The 13,153-nt window shown below is 27.9% G+C and carries 13 protein-coding genes; 4 read left to right on the top strand and 9 right to left on the bottom strand.

The window, feature by feature from the left end; translation table 11 throughout:
• Positions 1-2: 2 nt before the first annotated feature.
• Genes ACTTBN_RS06325 through polA form a run of 6 tightly spaced genes read right to left on the bottom strand, consistent with a single transcriptional unit; the run spans position 3 to position 7,798 of the window.
• Positions 3-944, bottom strand: a complete 942-nt coding sequence (locus ACTTBN_RS06325) for a phosphotransferase (protein WP_440681563.1) — start codon at positions 942-944, stop codon at positions 3-5.
• 10 nt (positions 945-954) lie between these two features.
• Positions 955-1,407, bottom strand: a complete 453-nt coding sequence (tsaE, locus tag ACTTBN_RS06320) for a tRNA (adenosine(37)-N6)-threonylcarbamoyltransferase complex ATPase subunit type 1 TsaE (protein WP_440681562.1) — start codon at positions 1,405-1,407, stop codon at positions 955-957.
• Positions 1,391-2,677, bottom strand: coding sequence for an adenosylhomocysteinase (ahcY, locus tag ACTTBN_RS06315; RefSeq protein WP_440681561.1), 1,287 nt, complete (start codon positions 2,675-2,677; stop codon positions 1,391-1,393). The genes tsaE and ahcY overlap by 17 nt, the downstream gene beginning before the upstream one ends.
• A 42-nt stretch (positions 2,678-2,719) precedes the next feature.
• Positions 2,720-4,261, bottom strand: coding sequence for a sensor histidine kinase (locus ACTTBN_RS06310; protein ID WP_440681560.1), 1,542 nt, complete (start codon positions 4,259-4,261; stop codon positions 2,720-2,722).
• Positions 4,261-4,968, bottom strand: coding sequence for a response regulator transcription factor (locus ACTTBN_RS06305; RefSeq protein ID WP_440681559.1), 708 nt, complete (start codon positions 4,966-4,968; stop codon positions 4,261-4,263). The genes ACTTBN_RS06310 and ACTTBN_RS06305 overlap by 1 nt, the downstream gene beginning before the upstream one ends.
• A 55-nt stretch (positions 4,969-5,023) precedes the next feature.
• Positions 5,024-7,798, bottom strand: a complete 2,775-nt coding sequence (gene polA / locus ACTTBN_RS06300; protein WP_440681558.1) for a DNA polymerase I — start codon at positions 7,796-7,798, stop codon at positions 5,024-5,026.
• Between the two features lie 111 nt (positions 7,799-7,909).
• Here polA and ACTTBN_RS06295 point away from each other — a divergent pair, with 111 nt between their 5' ends.
• Positions 7,910-8,461, top strand: coding sequence for a biotin transporter BioY (locus ACTTBN_RS06295; protein ID WP_440681557.1), 552 nt, complete (start codon positions 7,910-7,912; stop codon positions 8,459-8,461).
• Here the strand turns inward: ACTTBN_RS06295 and ACTTBN_RS06290 are convergent.
• Positions 8,454-9,017 carry an ActR/PrrA/RegA family redox response regulator transcription factor gene (locus ACTTBN_RS06290; protein WP_440681556.1) on the bottom strand — a complete coding sequence of 188 codons (564 nt, stop codon included), beginning with the start codon at positions 9,015-9,017 and terminating at the stop codon, positions 8,454-8,456. The two genes, ACTTBN_RS06295 and ACTTBN_RS06290, sit on opposite strands and share 8 nt — an antisense overlap.
• A gap of 164 nt (positions 9,018-9,181) precedes the next feature.
• On the opposite strand from ACTTBN_RS06290, the gene ACTTBN_RS06285 reads away from it, so the two are divergent.
• From ACTTBN_RS06285 to speB, 3 genes are read left to right on the top strand one after another with little or no spacing between them, the layout of a single operon-like run.
• Positions 9,182-10,366, top strand: coding sequence for a type III PLP-dependent enzyme (locus ACTTBN_RS06285; protein ID WP_440681555.1), 1,185 nt, complete (start codon positions 9,182-9,184; stop codon positions 10,364-10,366).
• A complete protein-coding gene (locus ACTTBN_RS06280; RefSeq protein ID WP_440681554.1) occupies positions 10,366-11,409 on the top strand; it encodes a 1,9-bis(guanidino)-5-aza-nonane synthase in 1,044 nt (347 codons plus the stop codon). Before ACTTBN_RS06285 ends, ACTTBN_RS06280 begins: the two co-directional genes overlap by 1 nt.
• 2 nt (positions 11,410-11,411) lie before the next feature.
• Positions 11,412-12,287 (top strand): agmatinase, encoded by an 876-nt coding sequence (speB, locus tag ACTTBN_RS06275; RefSeq protein ID WP_440681553.1) that lies wholly within the window; start codon positions 11,412-11,414, stop codon positions 12,285-12,287.
• Here speB and ACTTBN_RS06270 read toward each other — a convergent pair.
• Both ACTTBN_RS06270 and rpmB read right to left on the bottom strand, forming a co-directional pair.
• A complete protein-coding gene (locus ACTTBN_RS06270) occupies positions 12,284-12,838 on the bottom strand; it encodes a queuosine precursor transporter (RefSeq protein WP_440681552.1) in 555 nt (184 codons plus the stop codon). The two genes, speB and ACTTBN_RS06270, sit on opposite strands and share 4 nt — an antisense overlap.
• Entirely contained in the window at positions 12,838-13,149 is a 312-nt protein-coding gene (gene rpmB, locus ACTTBN_RS06265) for a 50S ribosomal protein L28 (protein ID WP_075506505.1), read from the bottom strand. The genes ACTTBN_RS06270 and rpmB overlap by 1 nt, the downstream gene beginning before the upstream one ends.
• Positions 13,150-13,153: the final 4 nt, after the last annotated feature.

Genomic DNA, 13,153 nt, shown 5'->3' with positions numbered 1-13,153 from the left:
ATTTAATTAATGAATTCTGGAAAATTATTTTTTAATAACAATTTCAAATCTTTAAAAATCTTATTCTGTTTTAATCTGTAATCTATCATTTCCCAAGCATAAGGAATTAATTTAGTATATTTTTTTTTATTTTCTCTGTAAGCAAGCCTTGTAAAAATTCCAATAATTTTCAAATTTCTTAGTATTGATAGAATTTCAAAGTCTTTTTTAAAATTAATTAAATTAATTTTTTTATTTGTTCTAATATAGTAAGTAAAAATCTTATCTTTTAATCTGTTATTAGTTTTTAATCTGACATCATCAATTAATGATGCTAAATCATAAGCTTTGTTACCAATCAAAGCATCTTGATTATCAATCAAAGCAATTTGATTATTAAAATACATTAAATTTGAAACATGAAAATCTCTATGCACAAAAGTAATATTTTTATTATTTAGTTTAGATAATAATTTATTTATCTCATTTCGAAATTCTTTTTTAAATAAAGATTTTTTTTTATTTAATTTTTTTTCAACATACCAGTCGCTAAAAAGTTTAGCTTCATCATATAAGATTTTATTTTTATATGTTTCTAGTTTGTAATTTTTATCTAAAAAGTTTTTTATCTTTTTAGTTTTAATACTTTGTATACTATTGAGTAGATTAATAATTTTTTTAAAAAAAAAATATTTTTTATTTTTTTTGTTTTTTAAAACTTTAAATAGTGAAACATTCCCAAAATCCTCAATTTCAATAAAGTTTTTTTTATAATTATGACTAATTAGATTAGGTGCTAAAATTTTATTTTTTATTAAGATTTTGTTAACCGCATCATAAGCTAGTAAATGTTTATTTTTCTCTTCTTTAGCATAAACAAAGATAGAGTTATTTTTCTTGTTTCGATAAAATGTTCTAATTGATGCATCACCTTTAATTTTAATCAAATTTTTTGAATTTTTCATTTAGGATATTTTAATCAATGCCCGTGATTTCAACACTTCTATTATTTAACTCATTTTCATAATTAAATCTTAATTCAATAACCTTTTCCTGATAATCTTCTATTAATTGTGGCCATTCAACAAGAGTAATCAAATTATTATCTTTTTCAAATATGTTTAAATCGTTTGTATCAACTTTATTTTTAATTCTAAATAAATCATAATGTTTTATTTTTTTAGAACCTACTTCATATTCATTTAATAAATTAAATGTAGGGCTTGCTACTTCTGAAATTGGAAGACTTGAACTTTTCTGAAATTGATTAATCAAATATTTTATAAATGTAGTTTTACCTACACCCATTTCACCATATAAAAATATTATTTCTCCACCTTGTAAAAAATTTTGAAAACTTTCTGCTAAAACTTTTGTTGTTTCTTCTGAACTTATATCAATCTTGCTATTTTTAATAGCGATAGGCATCTGGTTTAAATGGGCCTTCTGTTCCAACACTTATATAATCAGCTTGTTCTTTTGATAATTTTGTTAATTTTGCTCCAACTTTTTTCAAATGTAATGTTGCTACTTTTTCATCTAAATGTTTTGGTAAAACATATACTTTATTTTCATAATTCTTATGGTTATGCCAAAGTTCTATTTGGGCAATTACCTGGTTAGTGAAAGATGCGCTCATTACAAAGCTTGGGTGACCAGTTGCACAACCTAAATTAACTAATCTTCCTTCAGCTAATAGAATAATTCTTTTTCCACTTGGTAATTCAATTTCATGAACCTGGGGTTTAACTTCAGTCCATTTATAATTTCTTAAAGCCTCAACCTGAATTTCATTATCAAAATGTCCAATATTACATAAAATTGCTCTATCTTTCATGTCTCTCATGTGATCAGCAGTAACAATATCTTTATTACCTGTTGCTGTAACTACAATGTCTGCTCTACTAATAGCTTCTTCCATTAAAACTACTTCATAACCTTCCATAGCTGCCTGAAGTGCACAAATGGGATCTGCTTCAGTAACAAGAACTCTAGCTCCACTTTGTCTTAAAGATGCAGCACTTCCTTTTCCAACGTCACCAAAACCAGCAACTATTGCAATTTTACCCGACATCATAACATCGGTAGCTCTTCTGATACCGTCAACTAAACTTTCTCTACATCCATATAAGTTATCAAATTTAGATTTAGTGACCGAGTCATTAACGTTTATTGCAGGAACTAACAGAGAATTGTCTTTCTCCATTTTATTTAAAGCTTTAATTCCAGTTGTAGTCTCCTCGGAAACACCTTTTATATCTTTCATTAAATCTTTGTATTCATTGTGCATGATAGCGGTTAAGTCTCCCCCATCATCTAACAACATGTTGGGTTTCCAATCAGGTTTTCCAACTATCGTTTGTTTAATACACCACAAGTACTCTTCTTCGGTTTCACCTTTCCATGCATAAACAGGAATACCAGCTTTTGCTATTGCTGCAGCTGCATGATCTTGTGTGGAAAATATATTACAAGATGACCATCTTACTTCTGCTCCAAGATCTACTAATGTTTCAATTAGCACTGCTGTTTGGATTGTCATATGAAGACATCCAATAATTCTAGCACCTTTTAAAGGTTTTTCTTTAGAATACTCTTCTCTCAATGCCATTAAACCAGGCATTTCGCTCTCTGCAATAGAAATTTCTTTTCTTCCAAATTCAGCCTGAGAAATATCTTTTACTTTAAAATCATCCATAACGGGCTTTATATAGCTAAGTTATATTTTATCAACTAAAGTTTATATACTGGGAAATTGTATTTCTATCAATGCTCCTTGTTTGTCTGGTCTGTTGGATGCTTCAATATTCCCATCATGCAGCTCAACTAAATTTTTAACAATATTAAGACCTAATCCTGAATGCTCTCCAAAATTTTCTGGTCTATTACTGTAAAAACGATTAAAAATTTTTGAAGTATCTTTCTCTTTAAATCCTTGCCCCTCATCTAAAATTTTAACTATAACCTTTTTTTCTAATCCATTTGATACGTTTACAATTACCTCGCTGCCCTCATTGCTAAATGAAATAGAATTATCTAATAAATTTGCAATGATTTGCTCAATCCTATTTTCTATTCCATTAATCATGTAGTCTGACTTTCCATCATTTTGATAGTTTATACTTACATTTTTTTTAAATTTATAAATATTATTGTAATCATCAACTACAGATTGGATAATTGGTTGTATATCTAATTTTTTCATTTGCTCTTTGCTTAAAGCAACTTCATCTTTCAACATTTGTGAATAATCTGTAATTAATCTTTCAATTCTTTGCACATCATGTGTAAGAATGTCCAAAAGTTTAGTTCTTTGATTTATATCTTTTGTATCTTTTAAAATTTCTGATGCACTTTTTAAAGAAGCTAGTGGATTTCGTATTTCATGTACTAAATCTGTTGAAAAATTTTCTGCATGAGAAATTCGTTTTTGTAATTCGTTAGTCATATCCTCCATTGAGTTAGATAGTAGTCCTAATTCATCATTTCTATTCTTCAAATTTTCAATTCCTGTTTTACCAGGATTTTTTTCTTTAACTTTTATTGTGTATCCAACTAGGTTTTGAATTGGTTTGATAAAATATCTGCTAAGTACAAAAGAAAAAACCAATATTACAAAACCAACAGATATGGCTGTTCTAATTACAAAAGCTCTTCTCTCATCTATTGCTGTTTTAATTTCATTTGCATTTTCTGAGATAACTATAAAGCCTAAATTCTTATCATCACTTTTTACATTTTTAACTGTTAAAACTTTAAATTGATTTAGATTATCTTCTGTAAAAGTATAATAATTTCCATAATTATTTGAATTAGAATAATTTTCTAATAAAGTTTTAAATGAAGATTTTTTTTCATTATTTTTTATAGATTTATTTTCCTCATTTTTATCATCTGTAACTTCTTTATTTAAACTTTCAAATTCAATTTTATCTAAACGTGTTGAAAAAGATCTTGGATCAAGATCTAAAGTGTCAGTATCACCAATTAATTCTAATTGGTTGTTAAAAAAAATAACTCTATCTAAATTTTGAAAAATAAATCTTGTAGAAAATAAAAATTTTCTTATATCATTTTCCTGAAATTTTATACTTAACCTTTTAATATTATCAGTCGTGTTGTTAATAATATTAATATGATCTTCAGATTTTTTTTTTAATAAACTTGGTTCAATGTTAGTAAGATAAATAAGTGTGAATAAACCTATAATCGTAAATATTACAAAGTTTATAAATAGAAATTTTTTAAGTATAGAAAGTGTCTTTAAGTATTTACTAAACATCAGCTAACATTCCATCTATATCCACTACCATATCTAGTTTCAATAGCTGAAAAATCAGGATCTACTTTTTTGAATTTCTTTCTTATTCTTTTGACGTGACTATCAATAGTTCGGTCCTCAATATCGGTATCTTCCCTATAAGCAATATCCATCAACTGAGCTCTTTCTTTAATTATTCCAGGTCTTTTGGCAAGTTCTTTTACAATTAAAAACTCAGTAGTTGTTAATTTATCTGGTAATTGTTTTCCATTCCACTCACATTCAAGTTGGGATGGATCTAATTTTAATCTTCCATGAGAAATTAAACTTTTACTTTCTTCTAAAGCATTATTTGAATCTTTTTTTCTTAGTTGAACTCTTATTCTCTCAATTAAAACTTTAATTGAAAAACCTCCTGATTTTTTTACAAAATCATCCGCACCTAATTTTAATCCTAGTAATTCATCAATTTCATCATCTTTGGACGTCAAAAATATTACAGGAAGTGAAGTTTTTTTTCTTAATTTTTTAAGTAATTCTTCTCCATCCATTTTTGGCATTTTGATATCAACAACTGCCAAGTCAGGTGGCATTCTAGTAAGACCGATTAATGCACTCTCTCCATCAATATATGTTTGAACCTTGAAACCCTCTTTTTCTAAAGCAATACTAAGACTAGTTAGTATATTTCTGTCGTCATCAATTAGAGCTATAGTTTGTTTTTGCATTTTTATAATTTATATAAAAATATTAAATTGTTCTAAATTAGGCAATTGAATATAATTAGTGAAGCATTCCCCAATTATCACCAACATTAACATCAACTGTTAAAGGTGTAGAAAAAGAGTGATAATCGCTTTGAGTAACACTAGTCATCTCATTCTGAATTAACTTGACCATTACCTTTTCTTCTTTTTTTGGGACTTCAAAAATAAGTTCATCATGAATCTGGAGAAGCATTTTTGATTTCAAATTTTTTTGTTCATTTAATTTTTTGTCTAATCTAATCATTGCTAATCTCATGACTTCTGATGCTGATCCCTGAATTGGAGCATTGATTGCTGCCCTTTCTTGAAAATTTCTAACATTAAAATTTTTATCATTGATTCCATTAAAATGAGATCTTCTCCCAAATATATTGTTTACATAGCCACTTTTTCTACAAAACTTAATTGTGCTATCCATATAAACTTTAATTTCAGGAAATTTAGCAAAATAAGAATTAAGAAATTCTTCAGCTTCATAATTTGAAACATTTATTTGTTTAGCTAATCCATATTGAGAAATACCATAAATTATTCCAAAGTTTATTGCTTTTGCTTTTCTTCTATGATCTTGATTTACTTTTTTGATATCAATATTAAATATCTGACTAGCTGTTAATGAATGAATATCTTCATCATTTTTAAATGCTTTTTTTAATTCCTTTACATCAGCAAGATCTGCTAAAATTCTCATTTCAATTTGATTATAATCTGCAGATATTAACAAATGATCTTTTTTAGCCTTAAATGCCTTTCTTATATCCTTTCCATCCTCAGATTTAATTGGAATATTTTGTAAATTTGGATCACTTGATGCTAATCTACCTGTTGTTGTTGCTGCCAATAAAAAAGATGTGTGAACCCTTTTTGTATTGGGATTAATATGCTCTGGTAAAGCATCTGAATAAGTATTTTTTAATTTGGAAACCTGTCTCCAATCTAATACTAGTTTTGGAAACTCATGACCTTTAAATGCTAAATCCTCTAAAACACTTGCGCTTGTTGCAAAACTTCCCTTTTTTGTTTTTTTGGTTCCCGCAATCTTAAGATCGTTATATATGATTTCTCCTAATTGTTTTGGTGAAGCAATATTAAATTCTTTCTTTGAAATTTTAAAAACTTCTTTTTCAATCTTTTTTATTTTTTTATCAAATTTAGAAGAAAGAGAATTTAAAAATTTACTATCTACCTCAACGCCCTGTATTTCCATAAATGCGAGTATTTTAATTAGTGGTTTTTCAAAAATCTCATAAATATTAAACAATTTTTCGGATTTTAAGCTTTTGATAAATTTTTTATATAATCTAAAAGTAACATCAGCGTCTTCCGCAGCATAATTTTTTGCTGTTTCTAATTCTACTTCACTAAAATTTATTTCTTTTTTGCCAGTACCAACAATTTCTTTAAACGAAATTGTTTTATGCCCTAGATGAATATCTGAAAGAGTATCCATGTTGTGTCTATTTTTTCCTGCATCTAAAACATAAGACATAAGCATAGTATCTTCCATCGATGAAAGTGAAATGCCAAGTTTATAAAAAACTATAAAATCAAATTTAATATTTTGACCAATTTTTTTAACACTTGGATCCTCTAATAAATTTTTCAATTTATTGATAACACTCTCTTTATTTAAACATTCCTGAGATTTATGACCAACTGGGATATAACAAGCTTTTCCAATTTTTGAACAAAGCGAAATTCCAACTAAATCAGCCTGATGTGGATCTAACGAGCTCGTTTCTGTATCAACTGCAACTTCTCCTACTTCCTCAGCTTCTTCTATCCACTTATCAATTTCATCAATATCAGTAATTAGATGATAATCTTTATTATTTATTGGTTTTTGTTTTTCAGTAGATTTTAAATTGTTTTCAGACCCAGATAATTTTGGTTCCCCGTAAGCTGAAATTGCAGAACTTAACAATCTATTAAATTCCATTTCTCTTAAAAATTTATACAGTTTATCTTTATCAACCTCTTTTAGTTTGAATTCTGTTAAATTTTTATTTACGGGAGATTTATTATCTAAAGTTACAAGTTTTTTACTAATTAAAGCTTTATCTTTATTCTCTATTAAAGTTTCTCTTCTTTTATTCTGTTTAATCTCATGGGCAGAGTCTAATAATTTTTCTAGAGTTCCATATTTATTAATTAGTTCTGCAGCTGTTTTCACTCCTATTCCTGGAACACCTGGTACGTTGTCACTACTATCTCCTGCTAAAGATTGAACATCTATAACTTTTGAAGCGTCAACACCAAACTTTTTAATCACATCATCCTCTGTGATAAATTTATTTTTCATAGGGTCAAAAATTCGAACACCTTTTTTATAAAGTTGCATTAAATCTTTATCTGATGAAACGATCGTAACTTTAGCCCCTTTTTTAAGAATTTGATCAACATATGTGGCTATGAGATCGTCAGCTTCATAATTTGGTAAATCCACAGATGGTAAGTTAAATGCTAAAACTGATTTTCTAATATACTCAAACTGAGGTGCCAAATCATCAGGGGCTTCTGAACGATTGGCTTTATAATCGCTATAAATTTCATTTCTAAAAGTCTTTCTGGCAGAATCAAAAATTACCGCAAAATGGGTTGGTTTTTGTAGGTTTTGATCAGATTTTGAATCTTCTAATAATTTAAACAACATGCTGCAAAAACCACTTACAGCACCTGTAGGCAATCCATCACTTTTTCTAGTTAATGGTGGTAAGGCATAATAAGCTCTAAAAATATAACCAGATCCATCAATTAAATAAAAATGATCTGTTTTTTGTATTTTATTCATGAGGATTAATAAATATTACATTGCAAACAATTTCTGTATACAAAAAAATAAATTTAAATCTTAAAGCTAATATAGCTAGATTATTTTTTATATTTTGAGTATTATTTTGATATGGAACTTACAAAAAACTTAACACAAACAAAAATCATAAAATCTTTGTTAGCCGTGATCCTGGGCTCAATTGCCTTAACTATATCTGCAAAAATTAAAATTCCATTTTATCCAGTTCCAATGACAATGCAGACATTTGTTGTATTATTCTTGGGTGTAAGTTTAGGTTATAAAATTGGTTTAGCTTCTGTAGGTTTATATTTATTAGAAGGTATTGCAGGATTACCTGTATTTTCAAATTCTCCAGAAAAAGGAATTGGTATAGTTTATTTCACAGGACCTACCATGGGTTATTTAATTGGTTTTTTGACTGCTTGTTATTTAGCTTCAAAAATTAGTGCAAAAGATAATTTTATAAATATTTTAACTAAATTAGTTATTGCAACTTCTACTATCTATATTTTGGGTTTAATTTGGCTGGGTACTCTAATTGGTTGGGATAAACCAATATTTTCACTAGGTGCAAAACCATTTTTATTAGCAGAATTATTTAAAATTATTATTTTAACTTTAGTTACTAAACAAATAATTAAAATTAGAAATATTATCTAGGAGATCTTTTAGAAAGAATTCTTTGAAGAGTTCTTCTATGCATTTTCAATCTTCGAGCTGTTTCAGAAACGTTCCTATTACATAATTCAAAAACTCTGTGAATATGTTCCCATTTTACTCTATCTGCTGACATTGGATTTTCTGGTGGCGCAGCTTTTTTAGCTGGATCTGCCAACAATGCTTTTTCTACATCCTCTGCATCTGCTGGTTTAGCTAAGTAATCTATTGCACCTTCTTTAATAGCTGCAACTGCTGTAGGAATATTTCCATAGCCAGTTAGCATTATAATTCGACTATCATTATTTGAAGATTGGATTTCTTTTACAACCTCAAGACCATTACCGTCACCAAGTCTCAAGTCTACAACTGCAAAACCTGGTTTTTTATTTTTAACAGATTCAACTCCTTTTTGTACACTCTCAGCTTGAAAAACTTCAAATCCCTTTTTTTCCATAGCTCGTGCCAATCTTTCTCTAAAAGGATTGTCATCATCTACTATTAAAAGTGACTTATTTTCGAAATCACTTAGATTTTGTAATTTGGCTTCGTTTTTCATAAACCTTATATGGGGTCATAATCTAATATTACAATATATGAAAATAGTGCAAATCAGCCTTGAATTATTTGCTTTACATTGCCTGTGTTTACATTATATGGCTCAAAATATTAAAGTTTTATTAAAAACTTTTTTTTATTAAATTTTTTTTGGAGGCATATGAAATGCAAAAATTTAAGTCAGTTGAAGAACTTATAAATCAACTGAAACCAGAAAAGCCTGTTTATTGTATTAGGAAGAAATCTATAGAGTCTTCAGTTAAATTTTTCTTAGATAAGTTCCCTGGAAAAATATTATATGCAGTCAAAACAAACCCACACCCTGAAGTTATTCAAACAATTTTAAATACTGGTGTAAACCAATTCGATGTAGCCTCAATTGAGGAGATTAAGGCTATAAGAAAACTAACTCAAAATGCAAAATGCTCTTACATGCATACTGTAAAAAGTAGAGAAAGTATAAAAGAAGCCTATTTTAATTATGGTGTAAAAACTTTCTCATTAGATACAAAAGAAGAGTTAATCAAAATTATTGAAAGCACTAATAACGCAAAAGATTTAGAATTATTTGTAAGAGTTGCTGTTTCAAATGAGCATGCTGAAATTGATTTATCTAAAAAATTTGGAGCACTAACATCTGAAGCTGTAGGATTGCTAAGATTAGTAAAACAATATGCAAAAAAAATTGGATTAAGTTTCCATGTTGGATCGCAGTGTATGCATCCTATTTCATACGCTAAAGGTATAAATGAGATTGGGAATATAATTAAAAAAACAAAAATAATACCTGATACAATAAATGTTGGTGGAGGATTTCCAACTATTTATCCAGATTTAATTCCTCAATCACTAGATGAATACTTCGGTGAAATTAAAAAAAGTTTGTCTAATTTAAAATTAGAGAAGTTGCCAGAAATAATTTGTGAACCAGGAAGAGCATTGGTTGCAGAAAGTGGCTCAACAATTGTTAAAGTTAATCTGAGAAAGAAACAAAAACTTTATATAAACGATGGAACATATGGAACCCTATTTGATGCAGGGACTCCTAACATAGTTTATCCATCTAAAATGATTAAAGAAAATTCTAATAAAATAATTTCAAAAAAATTGACTGCTTTTGATTTCTTTGGTCCTACTTGCGATAGCATGGATTATATGAAAGGACCTTTTATATTACCAAATAATATTAAGGAAAATGATTACATTGAGCTTGGTCAACTTGGAGCATATGGATTAACGTTTAGAACACAATTCAATGGTTACTATTCAGATGAAATTTATGAAGTTGAAGATAAACCAATAATGTCAATGTATGAAAAAGACGTTAACAGCGCTCATATGGTTGCTTAATGTCAGACCAAAAAAATCCAGGACATAACAGTAAAAGAGATTTTTTAAAAAATCCTGTTGAACATATAGATATTACTTCATTTGATTCTAGAACAATTATTTCCTCAATGGAAAAAATGTCATTTGTATCTAGAGAAACAGCAAATGCAGCAAACATTTATAATGAAATGCTTAAAGATAAGGAATGCACAATCTTTCTTACTTTAGCAGGATCAACATCTGCAGCGGGGTGTATGAATATTTATAAAGATCTAGTTAAATATAATATGGTTGATGCAATTGTAGCAACAGGAGCATCAATTGTAGATATGGATTTTTTTGAAGCGCTTGGATTTAAACATTATCAAGGATCTCAATTTCAAGATGATACTGAATTAAGAGATAATTATATAGATAGAATTTACGACACTTATATTGATGAAGAAGAGCTTCAAATGTGTGATAAAATTATTTGTGAGATAGCAGATACATTAGAACCAAGAAGTTATACATCAAGAGAATTTATTTTTGAAATGGGGAAATATTTAAAGAAAAATTCAAAAAAGAAAGACTCTTTAATTGAAACAGCTTTCGATAATAATGTTCCTATATTTTGTCCTGCTTTCACAGACTCAAGTGCAGGCTTTGGCCTTGTAATGCATCAAGAAAAAAATCCCAAAAAACATATGACTATAGACTCTGTTAGAGAATTTAGAGAACTTACAGAAATTAAAATCAAATCAAAAGGTTCTGGTTTATTTATGATTGGTGGAGGAGTTCCTAAAAATTTTATCCAAGACACTGTTATTTGTGCTGAGCTTCTTGGTAAAAATGTAGATATGCATAAGTATGCTGTACAGATTACAGTTGCTGATAGTAGAGATGGTGCGTGCAGTAGCTCTACTTTAAAAGAAGCAAGTTCTTGGGGTAAGGTAGATATTACTAAAGAACAAATGGTATTTGCTGAAGCAACAAGTGTATTGCCACTAATAGCTAGTGATGCTTACCATAAAGGTGAGTGGAAAAATAGAGAACGAAAAAACTTCTCAAAAATATTTATATAAAATTGAAATATTTATCAAACAAACATGGTTTTTTAGGAATTGATAATAAATTCAACTTTAAAGAAAAAGCAATAGTTGTTCCATTTGGACTTGAAAAAACAGTAAGTTATGGAGGTGGTACAAAAAATGGACCAAAAGAAATTATCAAAGCTTCTCACCAAGTTGAGCTTTATGATGAGGAACTAAATTGTGAACCTTACAAAAAAATAGGTATCAAGACATTAAAACCATTTAAAATAGATAAAAATATTAAAACAGCATTAAATAAAATTTCTAAAATTAATGGGGAAATTTTAGATAAAAGACTATTTCCAATGACTTTTGGTGGAGAACATTCAATCACGCCAGGATGTATTGTTCCTTTTACAAAAAAATTTAAGAATATTTGTCTTTTACATTTTGATGCTCACGCAGATTTACGTCAAAGTTATAATGGTGAAAAATTTTCACATGCATCAGCAATAAGAAGATGTTTGGATTATAAAAATGTGTCTTTAATTTCTTTTGGAATAAGGAATATATCAGAAAGTGAAATTCCATTTTTAAAAAAAAATTCAAATAGAATAGATATCTTCTGGGCAAAAGATAAAAAAAAATGGAATTTAAATAAATTTAAAAAATTAATAAAAAATAAGACTGTTTACTTAACATTTGATGTAGACGGATTAGATTCAAGTATTATGCCAGCAACTGGAACACCTGAACCAGGAGGATTGTTGTGGGATGAGACACTAGAGATAATTAGAATTGCTGCAAAAAATTCAAATATAGTTGGAGCTGATATTAATGAACTTTCTCCAATTAAAGGATTTAACTCCTATAATTTTCTTGTTGCTAAATTAGCTTATAAAATTTTATCTTATAAATTTTTATATTAAACTTTAATTGGCTTAAATATTTTTAATAACATTCTAAATGGTATTAACATTATTAATGCTACTAGTATTTTAACACCCAAATCACCTAAAGATAGGGTTACCCAAGGAACTCCTGTTCCATAAAATGATATTGAGAAAAATAAAAAAGTATCAATAGTTGAACCAATTAATGATGAAGTTAGAGGGGCGACAAACCACTGTTTTTTTCTTAAACGATCAAATATTTGAATATCTAGCAATTGGGCTGTAAGGAAAGCAATTCCAGATCCAACTGCAATTCTTATAGAGATTAAATCTTCGAAGTTTGTTGAGAAAAATAGAGTAAAAATAATTCCTATAAAAAAACCAAAATAAACTATTTTTCTCGCAATTATTTTTCCATAAGATCTATTTGCTAAATCAGTTATCAAAAAAGCTACAGGATAACTAAAAGCTCCATAAGTAAGAATTTCATTTAATCCATAATAATTTATTGGAAATTGAACAAGATAGTTTGAGGATAAAACAACCACACCCATCATTAAAGATAGGCCGATAAAAAATTTATTCATTAAGCAGATTTAGCTACTGGCTTTTTTTTATATGGTGATTTTAATAAAATAACTTTTTTAAGTTTTTTTAATCTTGGTGAAATATTTTTATTTTTTACAGTTTTTAAGAACTCGTCAAAACTTCCTTTTTTATCAACTGATCTTACTCCTGAATTACTAACAGTTAGTTTCAAACTTCTTCCAGCAAGCTCACTTGTAAATTTTACTTTTTTTAAATTAGGTAAAAATCTTCTTTTAGTCTTATTGTTAGCATGACTAACATTATGACCTTTCATAGGAATTTTACCAGTTAGTTCACATTTTTTTGACATAATT

Source organism: Candidatus Pelagibacter sp. HIMB1623 (genome assembly GCF_052047695.1).
Lineage (GTDB): Bacteria > Pseudomonadota > Alphaproteobacteria > Pelagibacterales > Pelagibacteraceae > Pelagibacter.
This window is presented reverse-complemented; position numbering and strand designations above follow the sequence as displayed.